This is a genomic window from Bosea sp. 685 (genome assembly GCF_031884435.1).
GTDB lineage: Bacteria > Pseudomonadota > Alphaproteobacteria > Rhizobiales > Beijerinckiaceae > Allobosea.
The window spans coordinates 3,755,187-3,770,410 of record NZ_CP134779.1; the positions used below are offsets into that span (position 1 = coordinate 3,755,187).

The 15,224-nt window shown below is 66.6% G+C and carries 18 protein-coding genes; 10 read left to right on the top strand and 8 right to left on the bottom strand.

Going from position 1 to position 15,224, the window contains the following annotated elements:
- The first annotated feature begins 13 nt into the window (after nt 1-13).
- Nucleotides 14-292 carry a hypothetical protein gene (locus RMR04_RS18890; protein WP_311909867.1) on the top strand — a complete coding sequence of 93 codons (279 nt, stop codon included), beginning with the start codon at nt 14-16 and terminating at the stop codon, nt 290-292.
- Here RMR04_RS18890 and RMR04_RS18895 read toward each other — a convergent pair.
- Genes RMR04_RS18895 through RMR04_RS18905 form a run of 3 tightly spaced genes read right to left on the bottom strand, consistent with a single transcriptional unit; the run spans nt 289 to nt 1,737 of the window.
- On the bottom strand, nt 289-435 hold the full coding sequence (locus tag RMR04_RS18895; RefSeq protein WP_311909868.1) for a hypothetical protein: 147 nt from the start codon (nt 433-435) through the stop codon (nt 289-291). The two genes, RMR04_RS18890 and RMR04_RS18895, sit on opposite strands and share 4 nt — an antisense overlap.
- Complete coding sequence (locus RMR04_RS18900; protein ID WP_311909869.1) at nt 432-1,466, bottom strand: hypothetical protein; 1,035 nt, start codon at nt 1,464-1,466, stop codon at nt 432-434. Before RMR04_RS18900 ends, RMR04_RS18895 begins: the two co-directional genes overlap by 4 nt.
- Nucleotides 1,444-1,737, bottom strand: coding sequence for a hypothetical protein (locus RMR04_RS18905; RefSeq protein WP_311909870.1), 294 nt, complete (start codon nt 1,735-1,737; stop codon nt 1,444-1,446). Before RMR04_RS18905 ends, RMR04_RS18900 begins: the two co-directional genes overlap by 23 nt.
- Before the next feature lie 254 nt (nt 1,738-1,991).
- Between RMR04_RS18905 and RMR04_RS18910 the strand changes: the two genes are divergently transcribed.
- Together RMR04_RS18910 and RMR04_RS18915 are read left to right on the top strand one after the other, a co-directional pair.
- Nucleotides 1,992-2,441 carry a hypothetical protein gene (locus RMR04_RS18910; protein WP_311909871.1) on the top strand — a complete coding sequence of 150 codons (450 nt, stop codon included), beginning with the start codon at nt 1,992-1,994 and terminating at the stop codon, nt 2,439-2,441.
- Nucleotides 2,442-2,728: 287 nt separating this feature from the next.
- Nucleotides 2,729-3,157, top strand: a complete 429-nt coding sequence (locus RMR04_RS18915; protein ID WP_311909872.1) for a hypothetical protein — start codon at nt 2,729-2,731, stop codon at nt 3,155-3,157.
- 441 nt (nt 3,158-3,598) lie between these two features.
- Here the strand turns inward: RMR04_RS18915 and RMR04_RS18920 are convergent, their stop codons facing one another.
- From RMR04_RS18920 to RMR04_RS18940, 5 genes are all read right to left on the bottom strand, one after another.
- Complete coding sequence (locus tag RMR04_RS18920; RefSeq protein ID WP_311909873.1) at nt 3,599-4,111, bottom strand: DUF305 domain-containing protein; 513 nt, start codon at nt 4,109-4,111, stop codon at nt 3,599-3,601.
- Nucleotides 4,112-4,208: 97 nt separating this feature from the next.
- On the bottom strand, nt 4,209-6,467 hold the full coding sequence (locus tag RMR04_RS18925; RefSeq protein WP_311909874.1) for a copper-transporting P-type ATPase: 2,259 nt from the start codon (nt 6,465-6,467) through the stop codon (nt 4,209-4,211).
- 74 nt (nt 6,468-6,541) lie between these two features.
- Nucleotides 6,542-6,823: a hypothetical protein gene (locus RMR04_RS18930; protein ID WP_311909875.1), complete on the bottom strand. Its 282-nt coding sequence runs from the start codon at nt 6,821-6,823 to the stop codon at nt 6,542-6,544.
- Nucleotides 6,816-7,034 (bottom strand): DUF2933 domain-containing protein, encoded by a 219-nt coding sequence (locus RMR04_RS18935; RefSeq protein ID WP_311909876.1) that lies wholly within the window; start codon nt 7,032-7,034, stop codon nt 6,816-6,818. Before RMR04_RS18935 ends, RMR04_RS18930 begins: the two co-directional genes overlap by 8 nt.
- 40 nt (nt 7,035-7,074) lie before the next feature.
- Nucleotides 7,075-7,557 (bottom strand): winged helix-turn-helix transcriptional regulator, encoded by a 483-nt coding sequence (locus RMR04_RS18940; protein ID WP_311909877.1) that lies wholly within the window; start codon nt 7,555-7,557, stop codon nt 7,075-7,077.
- A 172-nt stretch (nt 7,558-7,729) separates the two neighbouring features.
- On the opposite strand from RMR04_RS18940, the gene RMR04_RS18945 reads away from it, so the two are divergent.
- The 7 genes from RMR04_RS18945 (at nt 7,730) to RMR04_RS18975 (ending at nt 15,152) form a co-directional block, all read left to right on the top strand.
- Entirely contained in the window at nt 7,730-8,383 is a 654-nt protein-coding gene (locus RMR04_RS18945) for a hydrolase (RefSeq protein WP_311909878.1), read from the top strand.
- Nucleotides 8,384-8,386: 3 nt separating this feature from the next.
- Entirely contained in the window at nt 8,387-9,223 is an 837-nt protein-coding gene (locus RMR04_RS18950; protein WP_311909879.1) for an alpha/beta fold hydrolase, read from the top strand.
- Between the two features lie 95 nt (nt 9,224-9,318).
- Nucleotides 9,319-9,603 (top strand): XapX domain-containing protein, encoded by a 285-nt coding sequence (locus RMR04_RS18955; protein WP_311909880.1) that lies wholly within the window; start codon nt 9,319-9,321, stop codon nt 9,601-9,603.
- Nucleotides 9,600-11,567: an amidohydrolase gene (locus RMR04_RS18960; protein WP_410492136.1), complete on the top strand. Its 1,968-nt coding sequence runs from the start codon at nt 9,600-9,602 to the stop codon at nt 11,565-11,567. Before RMR04_RS18955 ends, RMR04_RS18960 begins: the two co-directional genes overlap by 4 nt.
- 35 nt (nt 11,568-11,602) lie before the next feature.
- On the top strand, nt 11,603-12,049 hold the full coding sequence (locus RMR04_RS18965) for a DoxX family protein (RefSeq protein ID WP_311909882.1): 447 nt from the start codon (nt 11,603-11,605) through the stop codon (nt 12,047-12,049).
- Entirely contained in the window at nt 12,049-13,707 is a 1,659-nt protein-coding gene (locus tag RMR04_RS18970) for an MFS transporter (RefSeq protein WP_311909883.1), read from the top strand. Before RMR04_RS18965 ends, RMR04_RS18970 begins: the two co-directional genes overlap by 1 nt.
- Nucleotides 13,704-15,152, top strand: coding sequence for an alginate export family protein (locus tag RMR04_RS18975; RefSeq protein ID WP_311909884.1), 1,449 nt, complete (start codon nt 13,704-13,706; stop codon nt 15,150-15,152). Before RMR04_RS18970 ends, RMR04_RS18975 begins: the two co-directional genes overlap by 4 nt.
- The last annotated feature ends 72 nt before the right edge of the window (nt 15,153-15,224 follow it).

A 15,224-nucleotide genomic window follows, 5' to 3' on the forward strand; every position in this document is an offset into this window, starting at 1 on the left:
AAGCGAGGGCGAAATGTCGGAAAACGACGTGAAGCTATTTTGCCAATTGACGGCGCTGGAATACATGCTCCAGCGCCTCTACGTGATCATGTATGCGAAGGAGGGTTTCGACCTCACTTCCGCCAAGACCTTTCACAAAGGCTTGATAGAGCACATTAATTCGCAGACTTTCCCCACACCAGACGCCGCACAATCGATGCTAGCCGCTGGAGAATTGGGCGACGCGCTCTCAGGGTTTCTATGCGGGCTAGAGCAGATGATGGAAGACTCGGGGCGATTCCCCAAAGGCTAGTCTTTTCCATCATCGCGGCCCTTTGATTTCGGTTTCGGCTTAGGCGTCTTCTGGGGCATTGCCTTGGCGGGTTCATGCCGATTCGGCGGCGTCGCCAGCATCCGCTTCAGCACCTCGTCGCGCTTTTGATCGTCGTCCGTCATGGCTGAGTCGGTCCAGCTACCAGCTGCAAATTCGGCTGCACCCCGGTATGGGACGCCGCTTCGATCTCTTGCGCCATCGCGATGATCAGGCTTTCACCATTCGCGAATAGCATTCTGGCGTCGCCCTCCGAAAGCACAACACGTGGGTGCATGATCGGATTCCGATAGTCGTCCTTCATCTGCTTGAGCTCAGCAATCGTTTTATCAGAGGGTGCCGGGCTCGTCTGAGCCTTGGTGATCGCGTCTAGTTCTTTGATATAATCATTCCACGATACGAGCGTCTTGCCAGGCTTCCCGCTGAACAGCTGATAGTAGCTCTCCAGCGTTGCTTCGACCGCTCGTGCGACATGAAAGCCAGACGCCGACAATAGGTTGAACGCTAAACATCGCCCCGCCGATCTCCAGTCAATGCGCGCTTTTTCGGGTATTACATAAACTAGATCGGCCGGGAAAGTTTCATCAGCCGCATCAACTAAGGCAGGCGTATGATATATTCCACGACGCGGAACGAAATATGTCGCCGCCTCCCTCATCTCTTCTTGAAAGACCGTTTCAAAAGTTGAAATCAACACCCTCATATAATCCAAGGCATACCCATGGATTGGGGGACTATTGGTGTCAGGAAACTTGAAGGCGTCTGCTATTCCGCCAGTGCGGTTAACCAGCTGGTCGATGTTTCCTGATATGTATCTCTGAAGCGTAACCGCAGAGGCCCGGCACACGCCGAGAGGCATAGGGCTCCCTGATAGGGCTCTAAGCAGCAAGCTTTCTGCCGTAGTCAGATCAAAAAATACTGCGTTGGCAGGCGTATCGCCGTAATGGCGCGTCAACGCCTTTAGAGCGCGGCCGAATTCATAAAATTCAAACTGGTTGATCCGCTCCACGTCACCCCCTTCTGGCAGCGCGCCGCCGAAGGGTAGAGTTATCACATTGCTTGCGTTCAGTGCAGTGCCGGCCTGTCGCTGAGAATCAGAACACATCGAATCTGCTTTGCCAAGTATATAATCGTCACTCATTTCCTTGAGGCTCATGGTCTTGGGGCTCATCATCGAGCGCGGCGAGCGCGTCTTCATGGCTGAGCGCGATGCCGCCGCTATGCTCGACCGTGGCAAGCTTGGCATGGACATAAGGGGCTGCTGCCTTGGCGATCTCGAACCGAGCCTTGGGCTCGAGGCTCTCGTCGCGAAGCATGGTGAGCATATAGTCGAGCGGCGTCAGGCCGCCGTCAGTGGCCGGCCCCGCCTCGGCCGGGCGCGCCGTCGCACCGGCCTTGCGGCTCGTCCTTGCAGCGCCTCTGGCCATGTCTGGATCTTTGAAGTGAAGGCTTCGCTTGCGCCCGGCCTGAAACGAAAACGCCCGCGAGCGGTTAGCTGCGGGCGGCAGGCACAGGAATTCACAGTGCTATTGAGACATTAGACCCATCATAGGATTACTGTCAACAGGCTCTTGAAAAAATTCTTACGGGATCCGGATGGGCGGCGCGCATAGGCCGGCACTGCCCTCTCCTCGCAGGCCTACCGGACGCGCGACGCAGCTAGGACACCCGCAAGCAGGCAATGGAGCCCGCTGTCATCGAGTTCGATCCCGGGAATGGCGGCGGCGCGGGCCTCAAGCTGGCGAAGCAGGCAGATGGCGCGACTGGCCTCCAGCGCAACTACCGATCGACCATGATTCGACTTTCACTCATAAGTAGCGCCTCTCTCCACTGCCCAGAAGGGCACGGGGGAAAAACAATGAAGAAACTCGCTTTCCTGAGCGCTGCCATGTGTCTGGCCGCGTTCTCCACGCAGGCCCAGAGTTCCAGAGGCTTCTCTTATGGAACCGGTTCGAACAGCAACAGCAACTACGTCGCGCCACATTCCAACAGCAACGGCAGCCACACCGACGGATACTACCGCACCAACCCGGACAGCAACAGAAGCAACAACTACGGCTCGTATGGGAATTACAACTCCTACAACAACGGAGTTGGAAACGGTTACGGCGGATCGGTTCCCCGTTATTGACTAGCCTGGCTTCAGGCAGGGAGGGGACGCGTATGCATAGACTAAAAGTAATGGCGGCAGGCACGGCGCTGGCCGCATTCTCGTGTTTGGCTGCATTCGCCGCAACACCCCGAGAGGTTTCGACGATCAGAGGGGTGGTAGCACCTCCTGCCAACCTCACATCACCTAGCGCGTTCCAGGATGCGCGGGGCGGATGCGGTTCAAGGGGAGGCCCCGGCCACCGAAAGTCGAACGGCAAATGCGCGGGCTGGCGAGGTTGATGGCGGCACTGCGATGATGGCTGGGGCGTGAAGACCATGGCGAGAGGTTCGCCTGAAATCAAAGCCGTTGTCGCGGTGTTGCGGATGCTGGCTGCGGCTATCGCGCTCGCGGTCGCTCTCATCGCACTGCCATTCAGGGCTATCGGCCTGCTCAACAACCGGCGCGAGCGAAGGTTCGCGCTGGCTCGGGCCGAAGCTGAGGCGGGTCAGAAGCGCATTTTTCTGATGCGCCACTACCAGGATTCGACACTTGTCGACGCTCTCATGGCCGGCGAGATCTGGCACGATATGACGCGCGAACAACTGCTCCAATCCTGGGGCGAGCCTGTCGAGATCGAAGAGAAGGCTCTGAAGACGAAAATCCGGCACGTCTACAAATATGACCGGATTGGCGTCGGGCGTTTTGCCCGGCGTGTCACCCTCGACAACGACCGGGTGACGGGATGGGAGCGATAGCTTCAACAGCGCGCGCGAGAACCAGTGCACGGGCCGGCTTTCTGGCTCTGGCCTTGCTGTGGGCTCTCCCTGTGCCGCCGGTACTGGCCAAAGGCTGCGTCATCGACGACACGCCGTGTTCCGGATGCGGCTGCAAGGGCGGCCCTGGATACCGGCACGTGGTTTCCGGAAGCTGCGTCGGCTTTCGGGACATGGCCAGGAAGTGCGGTGATCCGCCGGGATCTGCCTGTGTTTTCGAGAACGCGCCAGGCACAGGCGCCAATCGCGAATGCGCTTTGGGTCCTCGGAGCCCCAAAAAGCCGCTGGAATAGGCGATAGACAGGCAATGGAAGCCGAAGGCCCCGGGTCCGGCCTTCGGCCGGCCCCGGGGACGCAAGCTGCGCCGCGCCAATCGCGGTGTCCATGAAACCGGCAGCGTCGATGCGCTGCCGCTTGTCAGCGTCACTTGGCCTTCAGCGTCTCCACCCGCGCGGTCATCTCCGCGATCTCGGCCTTCTGAGCCTTGATGATGCCTTCGGCCATGGTCTTGGACGCGGCATCCTTGCCGAACTTGAGTTCGATCGTCGCCATGTCGATCGCGCCCTGATGGTGCACGATCATGCCGCAGTTGAAGGCGAGGTCGGGGTCCTTGATCTTGTGCGTCATCATCATCGGCATGTTCATCTTCATCATCGCCTGCATGGATGCCTTCTGGGCCTCGGTCATCGGCATCTGATCCATGCCGGGCATGCCCGCGCCGCCCATCATCTTCGACATGTCCATGCCTTCCGCCATCTTGCCGTCCATCATCTTGCCTTCCCCCATCTTGGGCATGGCCATGTCCTTCATCAGGGCGTCGCGGCAAGCCTGAGGCAGCACCGACATGTCCGCGCCCATGGTCATCTTGTCCTGGGCGGCGGCGCCGGTTGCGGCAAGGCCGAGGGCGACGAATGAGAGTGTGAGAAGCCGATGCATGATGTCCTCCGGTGTTGAGGGCCGATTGGAAAAGGCCGGCCCGGGCCTTGGTGAAGTAGGTCTTGCCTTGGCGACGTGGAAAAGGCGGTTCGTCCGGCTAGGTTGCGGACTGGATCGTCACAAAGCGCAGGCGCAATGCATTCGCGATCACGCTGACGGATGAGAGCGCCATGGCCGCCGCCGCGAGGATCGGCGACAGCAGCAGGCCGGTGAAGGGGTAGAGCAGGCCGGCGGCGACAGGGATGCCCGCCGCGTTGTAGGCGAAGGCGAAGAACAGGTTCTGCCTGATATTGCTCATGGTCGCCTGGCTGAGCTTGCGGGCATGGACGATGCCCGCCAGATCGCCGCGCAGGAGGGTGACGCCCGCACTCTCCATGGCGACATCCGTCCCGGTTCCCATGGCGATGCCGACATCGGCGGCGGCGAGCGCGGGCGCGTCGTTGACGCCGTCTCCGGCCATGGCGACGACACGCCCCTGCGCCCTGAACTCCGCCACGATCCGGCCCTTGTCCTCGGGCAGCACCTGCGCCCTCACCTCGTCGATGCCGAGCCTGGCGGCAACCGCCTGCGCGGTCGTCAGGTTGTCGCCGGTCAGCATGACCACCCGGATGCCGGCTTCGCGCAGGGCAGCGATCGCGCCAGGAGTGGTCGCCTTGATGGGATCGGCAATGGCGATCACGCCGGCCGCCTTGCCGTCGATCGCGACGAGCAGCGCCGTGGCGCCGTCCCTTCGCAAGGCCTCGGCTTCCGTTTCGAGCGCGGCGACATCGATGCCGATCCCACTGAGGTAGCCGGCATTGCCGAGCACGACGGCGCGTCCTGCCACCTTGCCGATGACGCCCCGGCCCGTCGGGGAGTCGAAATCCTCGACCTTGTCGAGCCCGAGCTTGCGCTCGCTGGCCGCCGCCACGATCGCGGCCGCGAGCGGGTGTTCGCTCGCCCGCTCGAGGCTGGCGCTGAGGCGCAGCAATTCGTCTTCCTGCAGTCCGGCCACCGGGCAGATCGCCGTCACGCGCGGCTTGCCCTCGGTCAGCGTGCCGGTCTTGTCGACGACGAGCAGGTCGACCTTCTCCATGCGCTCCAGCGCCTCCGCGTTCTTGATCAGGACGCCCATGCGCGCCCCACGGCCGACGCCGACCATGATCGACATCGGCGTGGCGAGGCCGAGCGCGCAGGGACAGGCGATGATCAGGACGCTGACGGCGGCGATCAGCCCGTAGACCATCGCCGGCTGCGGCCCCCAAAGCGCCCAGGCGGCGAAGGCTGCGACCGCGATCGCGACCACGGCGGGCACGAACCAGGCGGCAACGAGATCCGCCAGCCGCTGGATCGGCGCGCGCGAACGCTGCGCCTTGGCGACCATCTGCACGATCTGCGCGAGCATCGTGTCGTGGCCGACCTTGTCGGCGCGCATCACGAAGGCGCCCTGGCCGTTGAGCGTGCCGCCGATGACGGTTGCGCCCGCCGCCTTTGCGACGGGGAGAGGCTCGCCCGTGACCATCGATTCGTCGACATTGGAGCGCCCTTCGAGGATCTCGCCATCGAGGGGAACCCTGTCGCCCGGGCGCACGCGCAGATGGTCCCCGACCTTGACCTGGTCGAGCGCGACCTCCTCGTCGCCGCCATCGGCGCGCAGCCGGCGCGCGATCGTCGGCGCAAGCTCCAGCAGCGCCTTGATGGCGCCGGAGGTCTGCTCGCGGGCGCGCAACTCCAGAACCTGGCCGAGCAGTACGAGCACGGTGATGACGGCGGCCGCTTCAAAATAGACGGCGACCGCGCCGCCATGGCCGCGAAACGCCGGCGGAAACACGCCCGGCGCCACCGTTGCGACGACGCTGTAGCTCCAGGCGACGCCGGTGCCGAGCGCAATCAGCGTGAACATGTTGAGCGAACGGTTCACCAGCGAGGCCCAGCCCCGCGTGAAAAACGGACTTCCCGCCCAGAGCACGACGGGCGTTGCGATCAGCAGCTGCGCCCAGTTCGACATGGCCGGGCTGAAAAAGCGGCCGAGATCGAGGAGATGGCCACCCATTTCGAGGATGACGACCGGGATCGACAAGACGAGCCCGATCCAGAAGCGCCGGGTCATGTCGCGCAACTCTTCGCTCGGGCCTTCCTCGCCCGTGACGAGCTCCGGCTCGAGCGTCATGCCGCAGATCGGGCAGTTACCGGGCGCGGGCTGGCGGATCTGCGGATGCATGGGACAGGTGTAGATCGTGCCCGGCGGCACGGCCGCGCGCGGCGCCGCCTCAGCCTCGCCGCGGCGGCTGGCCGAGGCGCCATGCAAAGGCGGGCCGCCGCCATGGTCGTGGTGAGGCGGGTGGCCGGCATGATCATGGCCGAGTTTCAAGGGCATGGCTGTCTCCCTGCGTCTTGTCACAAGGCCAGGCCGAGGCCTCCAAGCTTGGGAGCAGCAGATCACGCAACGGCTCACCGGCTGGTGGTCCGTCCCGATCCGCGCCCGACAACCGCATGATACACCAACGCGGAACTCCCCGCGGTGATCCATGCGATGACGATATTGGCGAGGATGGCGCGGAGCACGGCGGAGAGCGTCACAGGCGGTGTCGCGCCAAACAGCGCCAGCCAGCCATGCGTCGCGGTGAAACTGGGCGTCGCCACGGCGATCAGCGCACAAAGAGCATAGAGGGCGACCAGCGCCGCCGATAATCCCGCGCCGAGAGGCAGGATCCCGATGCCGCGTTCAGACATCGGCCTTCTCCTTGTCGCGGTCATGCCCGGCATGTCCGTGGCCTCGATGCATGAGAACATGCATGAGCGGGCATGCGAGGAGAATGAGGTAGGGCAGGATTCCGAAGAGATGCGCCCAATGATCGGCCACCGCCAGAGCCAGCCCAATCGCAAAGACGCCCGCCACGGCCCAGCCGAACAGCGTATGCGGAACGAGGGACGATAGCGTCATCGGCGTGCTCCTCGGGGGCGGCGTATCACGCTGCTCGGCATCAAAAGAGTGGGCATGTTCCGCAGCGTTCGCGCTCATCTCTCAATCTACGCCAGCTGGACCAAGCTCCGTGTTGATCAAGATCAAAGCCGCCACGGGAGCCGCCCTCCCCGTCCCCGGTTGAAACGCTCCGGTCGCGGAGATTGATGAGGGTTGCCGACCGGTTCTCGCGGCTCAGTTCTTGCGGCTCAGTTCTTGCGGCCCGGATCTTGCGGCTCAGCTCAGGGCGCCGCCCCCCGCCCGGCTGGAGCAAGGCCTCGCTGCGCGCCAGCGCCGCGTCGACCTCGCGGCCCCGCGCGGTCAGGGCGTATTCGACATGGCGCACACGCTCGCTCAGATCGCGGCGCTCGACATAGCCGGCCGCCTCGAGCGCCTTCAGTCGCGCCGACAGGACGCGGGCGGAGATGCCCGGCGGCATCTGGCGGCGCAGGGCGCCGAAGCGCAGCGTGCCGTAGCGGGCAAGCGTAAAGACGACATGGCTCATCCATTCCTGCGCGAAGAACTTGATGAGCGGATCAACAAGACAGTGATCGTCCTGCGTTGCATGAGAACTTACTGTGTCATTCATGGCTCGAGGTAGTATCCCACCCGTAACTAATGGTCACCGCCGCGATGCGGCCCTAACGTCCCGGCGATTCCAACCGGAGACCCCGCCCTTGTCCCACGCCATAGCTGCTCCCGGCAAACTCCTGCTCACGCCGCAGGATCACACGCTGATCCTGATCGACTTCCAGTCGCAGATGGCCTTCGCGACCAAGTCGATCGATGCCGTCACCCTGCGCAACAACGCGGCGCTGATCTCACACGCCGCCGCCGGCTTCGGCGTGCCGACGATCCTGACCACTGTCGCCGAAAAGAGCTTTTCCGGCCCGATGTTCAGCGAGATCACCGAGGCCTTTCCCGGCCAGGCGCTGCTCGACCGGACCTCGATGAACACCTGGGAGGACGCGGCCGTGATCGCCCGCGTCAACGCCATCGGCAAGCCGCGCATCGTGCTGGCCGGGCTCTGGACCGGCGTCTGCATCGTCGGCCCAGCCCTGTCGGCGCTCGATCAGGGTTTCGAGGTCTATGTCATCGCCGATGCCTGCGGCGACGTCTCCGACGAGGCGCATGAGCGCGCCATGCAGCGGATGATCCAGGCCGGCGCCCGCCCGATGACCGCCGTGCAATATCTGCTCGAGCTGCAGCGCGACTGGGCCCGCACCGGCACCTATGAGCTGACCACCGGCATCGCCCGGAGGTTCGGCGGCGCCTATGGCCTGGGCATCACCTACGCCAAGACCATGTTCGGCGCGCAGGAAGGGCACTGAACCATGCCGATGATCACCACCAAGGACGGCGTCGCGATCTTCTTCAAGGACTGGGGTCCGAAGGACGCGCAGCCGATCATGTTCCATCACGGCTGGCCGCTCTCCTCGGATGACTGGGACGCGCAGATGCTGTTCTTCCTGGCGCAAGGCTACCGCGTCATCGCCCATGACCGGCGCGGCCATGGCCGCTCGGCGCAGGCGAGCGGCGGCCACGACATGGACCATTACGCTGCGGACGCCGCGGCGGTGGTCGCGCATCTCGATCTGCGCGAGGCGGTCCATATCGGCCACTCGACCGGCGGCGGCGAGGTCGCCCGCTATGTCGCCAGGCATGGTGAGCCGCAGGGCCGCGTCGCCAAGGCTGTGCTGGTCAGCGCCGTGCCGCCGCTGATGGTCAAGGCGCAGAGCAACCCCGGCGGCCTGCCGCTGGAGGTCTTCGACGGCCTGCGCCGGGCGCTTGCCGACAACCGCGCCCAGTTCTTCCTCGATCTGCCGGCCGGCCCCTTCTACGGCTTCAACCGGCCAGGCGCGAAGGTCTCGCAGGGCGTGGTCCAGAACTGGTGGCGCCAGGGCATGGCCGGCAGCGCGCAGGCGCATTACGAGGGCATCAAGGCCTTCTCCGAAACCGACCAGAGCGACGACCTGAAGGCGATCACGGTGCCGACCCTCGTGCTGCACGGCGAGGACGACCAGATCGTGCCGATCGACGCCTCCGCCCGCCTCTCGGTCAAGCTGCTCAAGAACGGCACGCTCAAGACCTATCCGGGCTACCCGCACGGCATGCTGACCACCCATGCCGATGTGATCAATCCCGACCTGCTCGCCTTCATCAAGGGCTGACCCGCCGCGGTGCGGCGCAGCCGCACCGCGCTTTCCCCGGAGCCCTGCATCAAGGCGCGGCGCCAAGACATCTCACACCACGACCGGGAGACCCCATGAAGCTTTACCTCGCCTCGCTGGGCGCCGGCTTGCTCGTCGGCGTGATCTACAGCCTGCTCGACCTGCGCTCGCCGGCGCCGCCCGTGGTGGCGCTGGTCGGCCTGCTCGGCATCCTGGCCGGCGAGCAGATCGTGCCGATCACCAAGCGCGTCATCGCCGGCGAACGGCTCAGCCTCGGCTGGCTGCAGCGCGAATGCGGCGAGCACGTCTTCGGCGCCTTGCCGGCGCGGACCGCAGCCAAGGATGGCGGCCGCGAGCCCGGCGAAGGCCGCCCCTCATGAGCCCGCCCCGCAGACAGGCCGCCATCGGCGGCGCGGCCGGCGCCTTGTCGGCCCTTCCTAGCGGATCCGCCACAGCCCAGACCTCCGGCTCGGGAGCCAGCTCCATGATCGCAGACCTCATCCTGGTGAACGGCCGCTTCACCACGCTCGACCAGACCAACCCGAACCCGCAGGCGGTGGCGATCGCGGGCGGGCGCTTCATCGGCGCCGGCTCCGAGCACGAGATGCGCGCGCTCGCCGGCCCGGACACCGGAATCATCGATCTCGGCGGCCGGCGCGCCGTGCCCGGGCTGATCGACAGCCACATGCACATCATCCGCGGCGGGCTGAACTACAATATGGAGCTGCGCTGGGACGGGGTGCGCTCGCTCGGCCAGGCCCTGGAGATGCTCAAGCGCCAGGTCGCCGTGACGCCGCCGCCGCAATGGGTGCGCGTCGTCGGCGGCTTCACCGAGCATCAATTCGCCGAGAAGCGCCTGCCGACGCTGGACGAGATCAACGCGATCGCGCCCGAGACGCCGGTCTTCATCCTGCACCTCTACGACCGCGCCTTGCTCAACGGCGCCGCCTTGCGCGCCGCCGGCTACACCAGGGACACGCCCAACCCGCCGGGCGGCGAGATCCAGCGCGACGCCGCCGGCAACCCGACCGGGCTGTTGCTCGCCAAACCCAACGCCACGATCCTCTACGCCACCCTGGCCAAGGGGCCCAAGCTGCCGCCGGAATACCAGCTCAACTCGACGCGGCATTTCATGCGCGAGCTGAACCGGCTCGGCGTCACCACCGTGATCGATGCCGGCGGCGGCTTCCAGAACTATCCCGAGGACTACGCCGTCATCGAGAAGCTCCACGCCGATGGCGAGCTCAGCCTGCGCATCGCCTACAATCTCTTCACCCAGAAGCCGAAAGAGGAACTGGCGGATTTCGAGAGCTGGTCGAAGCAGGTCCGGCCGGGCCAGGGCGACGATCTCTACCGCCATAACGGCGCCGGCGAGATGCTGGTCTATTCCGCCGCCGATTTCGAGGACTTCCGGGTCGAGCGGCCGGAGATGCCGCCGTCCATGGAGGGCGATCTCGAGCCCGTCGTGCGCCTGCTCGCCGAGAACCGCTGGCCCTGGCGCCTGCACGCCACCTATGACGAGACCATCACGCGGGCGCTCGACGTCTTCGAGAAGGTCGATCGCGACGTGCCGCTGAAGGGCCTGCACTGGTTCTTCGACCATTGCGAGACGATCAGCGACCGCAATATCGACCGCATCGCCGCGCTCGGCGGCGGCATCGCCGTGCAGCATCGCATGAGCTTCCAGGGCGAGTATTTCGTCGAGCGCTACGGCGCCAAGGCGGCAGAGCGCACCCCGCCGATTGCGCGCATGCTGGAGGCCGGCGTGCCGGTCGGCGCCGGCACGGATGCGACCCGCGTCGCCAGCTACAACCCCTGGGTCTCGCTGGCCTGGCTCGTCACCGGCCGGACGCTGGGCGGCCTCAAGCTCTACCCGCAGCGCAACCTGCTCGACCGCGAGAGCGCGCTCAGGCTCTGGACCCAGGCCAATAGCTGGTTCTCGACCGAAGAGGGCAAGAAGGGCCAGATCAAGGCCGGGCAGCTCGCCGATCTCGTGGTGCTCGACCGCGACTACATGGCGGTACCCGAGGACGAGATCCAGGATATCGAAAGCGTGCTGACCCTGCTCGGCGGCAAGCCGGTCCATGGCGCGGGCGATTATGCCGGCCTCAGCCCCCCACTGCCGCCGGCGATGCCCGACTGGTCGCCGGTCAGGCGTTTCGGCGGCTATCAGAAGCGCGCGGCGCTGGACGACCGCAAATACGCCTTCGCCGCGGCCTGCGGCTGCGCCAGCGCCTGTGGCGTCCATGGCCATGGCCACGCCGGCGCGCTCGCCGCCGCCACCCCCGCCCGCGACGAGGGCGCCTTCTGGGGTGCGCTCGGCTGCTCCTGCTGGGCCTTTTGAGCCTGAACGCCAGAGATCATCGAAGGATTCGCCCCATGTCGGCCTCGCCGCTCCCTGCCGTCCAGCCGGCCGTCGCAACCCTGCTCGGCCGGTCCTGGCTGGCGCTTCTCGCCCGGCTCGCGGTCGCCCTGCCCTTCCTGCTCAGCGGCCTCGCCAAGCTCGCCGATTTCGGCGGCGCGACGGCCGAGGTCCGCGGCCTGACCGGACTCGAACCCGCCGGGCTCTTCGCCGTGCTGGTCATCGCGATCCAACTCGGCGGCTCCGCCTGGCTGATCGCAGGCGGCCGCCACGCCTGGATCGGCGCCGCCGGGCTCGCCGGCTTCACCGCAGTCGCGACGCTCTTCGCCCATGCCTTCTGGCTGAAGCCGGCCGCTGAGCGCGTGCTGCACCAGAACATCTTCTTCGAGCATGTCTCGATCATCGGCGGTCTCGCGCTGCTGGCGATCCTGGCGGCGCGCTCCACTGGCGACGCGCGACCGTGATGGCCGAGATCCCGAACACGGCCCGGCAGGCCCCGGCGCCGCAAGCCCCCACACCCTCGGCGTTTTCGCCGCTGCGCCGGCCCGTCTTCGCCGTGCTCTGGGCGGCGACGATCCTGGGCAATATCGGCAGCTTCATGCGCGACGTCGCCAGCGCCTGGCTGGTGACCGACCTCTCCGGCTCGCCCTCGGCCGTGGCAATGATCCAGGTCGCCGGCACCTTGCCGATTTTCCTGCTGGCGATTCCGGCCGGCGTGCTCTCCGACATCGTCGACCGCCGCAAGCTCCTGATCGGCGTGCAGATCCTGCTCGGCCTGATCAGCACCGCGCTGCTGGCCTTGGCGCTCGCCGACAGGCTGAGCGTCGCGATCCTGGTCGGGCTGACTTTTCTGGGCGGTGTCGGCGCGGCGCTGATGGGGCCGGCCTGGCAGTCGATCGTGCCCGAGCTCGTGCCGAAACCGGATCTGCGCAACGCGGTGGCGCTCAACTCGCTCGGTTTCAACATCGCCCGCTCGATCGGCCCGGCGCTCGGCGGCGCGCTGCTCGTCGCCTTCGGGGCGGCCGCGACCTATGGCGCGGATGTGCTGAGCTATGTCTTCGTCGTCGCCGCTTTGGTCTGGTGGCGGCGTCCGGCCGGGGCCGACGACGCGCTGCGCGAGCATTTCGGCGGCGCCTTCCGGGCCGGGCTGCGCTATGCCCGCGCCAGCCGCGAGCTGCATCGCGTCCTGCTGCGCGCCACGCTGTTCTTCATCTGCGCCAGCGCGGTCTGGGCGCTGTTGCCGCTGGTGGCGCGCCGGCTGCTCGAAGGTGGCGCCGGCTTCTACGGCCTGCTGCTCGGGGCTGTCGGCGCCGGGGCGATCTGCGGCGCGGTCCTGCTGCCGCGCATCCGGGCGCGAACGGGCATCGACGGCATCATGCTCGGCGCAGCCCTCGTCACCGCCACGATCATCGCGGCGCTGGCGGCCGTGCCGCCGCAATGGCTCGCGGTGATCCTGCTCTTCATCCTCGGCGGGGCCTGGATCGCGGCGCTGACCACGCTGAACGGCACCATCCAGGCGATCCTGCCGAACTGGGTGCGCGGCCGCGGCCTGGCGCTCTACCTGACGGTCTTCAACGGCGCCTCGGCTGCCGGCAGCCTGCTCTGGGGCCTCGTCGCGGAGGCGATCGGCATCCACGCCACGCTCATCGCGGCGGCGCTGGCGCTCATCGTCGTCGCCTTCGCCGTACTGCGCCTGCCGCTGCCGGCGGGAGAGGCCGATCTGACGCCGTCCTCGCATTGGCCAGAGCCCGCCATCACCGAGCCAATCGAACATGATCGCGGCCCGGTGACGATCACGATCGAATACCGCATCGCCCGCGAGAACCGCGCCGGTTTCCTGGCGGCCATCACCCGGCTCGCGCCGGAGCGGCGGCGCGACGGCGCTTTCGCCTGGGGCGTCGCGGAGGATGCCGCCGATCCCGAGCGCATCGTCGAATGGTTCATGGTCGAGTCCTGGGCCGAGCATCTGCGCCAGCACAAGCGCGTCTCGCAGGCCGATGCCGATATCCAGGCCGAGGCGGCGCGCTTCCATGCCGGGTCGGAGGCGCCCGTCATCCGGCACCTGCTCGGGCTTTCGGCGCCGCGCGAGAGTGGCGCGGCCCCGGTGGATCGCGGGGCATGAGCGCGGCGAAGCGGGTATCATGGTCGGCATTCCAGCGGGGTCGCCGCCTGCGGCGCCTCGCCGGCCCGGCGCTGCTCGCGCTGCTCGGGCTGGGGGTAACTGCGGCGCCGGCCCAGACCTCCCCCGGCCGCCCTCCTTACGAAAGCCTCCGCTTCAACGAGGATTGGTCGCCGCTGCACGACCCGTCCTTGCGGACCGACCCGTTCGATCCGCTGAAATGGATCCCGCTGAACGGCGCGGGCTCGGTCTATCTGACCTTGGGCGGCGAGCTCAGGGCGCGCTATGAGGCCGCGCGCGCCCCGGTCTTCGGCCTCAGTGCGCCCCGGCGCAACGACTATACGCTGCTGCGCTCCTTCCTGTTCGCCGACCTGCATCTGGGGCCCCACGCGCGGGCTTTCCTCGAACTGGCCAGTGGTTTCGCGCCGGGCTGGGCCGGCACGCCGCCGCCGACGCAGAAGGACGAGCTCGATATCCTGCAGGCCTTCGGCGAGGTGACGCTCCCGACGGCAGGCGGCCAGATCATGCTACGCGGCGGCCGCCAGGAGATGAGCTTCGGCTCCTCGCGGCTCGTCTCGGTGCGCGAGAGCCCGAATATCCGCCGCGCCTTCGACGGCGTTCGCGCCGCCTGGATCGGCGCGGGCGATACGCGGATCGACGCTTTCCTGGTTCGTCCGGTCTCGCCGCAGCTTGGGAGCTTCAACGACAGCAATGACAGGACCCAACTCTTCTGGGGCGCCTACGCGACGACTGCGATCCCTGCCCTGCCCGGCCTCAAGGCCGACCTCTACTATCTCGGGCTGGAGCGCGACGAAGCCCGCTTCGCGCAAGGCGTGGCGAACGAGCATCGGCACACGCTCGGTACAAGGCTCTTCGGCAAGCGCGGCGGCTTCGACTGGAATGTCGAGGCGGCCTACCAGTTCGGCAGCTTCGGCACCGCCGCTATCCGCGCCTGGACCGTCTCGGCGGCTCTCGGCTACAGCTTTGCCGATCTGCCCTTCTCGCCGCGCCTCGGGCTGAACGCCGACGCGATCAGCGGCGACGGGAACCCGCGCGACAACCGGCTCGGCACCTTCAATCCGCTGTTTCCAAAACTGCCCTATTTCTCCGAGGCCAATCTCGCCGCGCCGGCGAACCTGCTCGATCTCCAGCCGAACCTGACGCTGTCATTGACGCCAAAGCTGAATCTCACGCTCGGCTGGAACCCGCTCTGGAAACAGGCGGAGGCGGACGCCTTCTATGCGCCACCGCTCAGCCCGGTCCGGGGCAGCGCCGGTGGAACCGGCCGGTTCATCGGCCAGCAGACCAGCCTGGCCTTGACCTGGAGCGCGACCGAGCACCTCACCATCGGCGGAACCTATGTCCACTACACGCCCGGCGAACGGCTGAAGCAGGCCGGGGCCGGCAGCGGCGAGTTTCTTGCCGGCTGGGCGCAAGTGATCTTCTAGAACTGAAGGCACCGCGCCCGCGCGCTTCCGCTTTTAGACGCGCCGGGAGCGGCCTTTTGCCAGTGGCGGCCC

What these genes read in the sequence shown, in the direction of transcription:
- RMR04_RS18955 (WP_311909880.1), top strand. Translation starts at nt 9,319, where the DNA reads ATGAAGCTTTACCTCGCCTCGCTGGGCGCCGGCTTGCTCGTCGGCGTG.
- RMR04_RS18905 (WP_311909870.1), bottom strand. Translation starts at nt 1,737, where the DNA reads ATGGCCAGAGGCGCTGCAAGGACGAGCCGCAAGGCCGGTGCGACGGCG.
- RMR04_RS18895 (WP_311909868.1), bottom strand. Translation starts at nt 435, where the DNA reads ATGACGGACGACGATCAAAAGCGCGACGAGGTGCTGAAGCGGATGCTG.
- RMR04_RS18910 (WP_311909871.1), top strand. Translation starts at nt 1,992, where the DNA reads ATGGAGCCCGCTGTCATCGAGTTCGATCCCGGGAATGGCGGCGGCGCG.
- RMR04_RS18970 (WP_311909883.1), top strand. Translation starts at nt 12,049, where the DNA reads ATGGCCGAGATCCCGAACACGGCCCGGCAGGCCCCGGCGCCGCAAGCC.
- RMR04_RS18975 (WP_311909884.1), top strand. Translation starts at nt 13,704, where the DNA reads ATGAGCGCGGCGAAGCGGGTATCATGGTCGGCATTCCAGCGGGGTCGC.
- RMR04_RS18950 (WP_311909879.1), top strand. Translation starts at nt 8,387, where the DNA reads ATGCCGATGATCACCACCAAGGACGGCGTCGCGATCTTCTTCAAGGAC.
- RMR04_RS18925 (WP_311909874.1), bottom strand. Translation starts at nt 6,467, where the DNA reads ATGCCCTTGAAACTCGGCCATGATCATGCCGGCCACCCGCCTCACCAC.
- RMR04_RS18890 (WP_311909867.1), top strand. Translation starts at nt 14, where the DNA reads ATGTCGGAAAACGACGTGAAGCTATTTTGCCAATTGACGGCGCTGGAA.
- RMR04_RS18930 (WP_311909875.1), bottom strand. Translation starts at nt 6,823, where the DNA reads ATGTCTGAACGCGGCATCGGGATCCTGCCTCTCGGCGCGGGATTATCG.
- RMR04_RS18920 (WP_311909873.1), bottom strand. Translation starts at nt 4,111, where the DNA reads ATGCATCGGCTTCTCACACTCTCATTCGTCGCCCTCGGCCTTGCCGCA.
- RMR04_RS18960 (WP_410492136.1), top strand. Translation starts at nt 9,600, where the DNA reads ATGAGCCCGCCCCGCAGACAGGCCGCCATCGGCGGCGCGGCCGGCGCC.
- RMR04_RS18940 (WP_311909877.1), bottom strand. Translation starts at nt 7,557, where the DNA reads ATGAGCCATGTCGTCTTTACGCTTGCCCGCTACGGCACGCTGCGCTTC.
- RMR04_RS18965 (WP_311909882.1), top strand. Translation starts at nt 11,603, where the DNA reads ATGTCGGCCTCGCCGCTCCCTGCCGTCCAGCCGGCCGTCGCAACCCTG.
- RMR04_RS18900 (WP_311909869.1), bottom strand. Translation starts at nt 1,466, where the DNA reads ATGAGCCTCAAGGAAATGAGTGACGATTATATACTTGGCAAAGCAGAT.
- RMR04_RS18935 (WP_311909876.1), bottom strand. Translation starts at nt 7,034, where the DNA reads ATGACGCTATCGTCCCTCGTTCCGCATACGCTGTTCGGCTGGGCCGTG.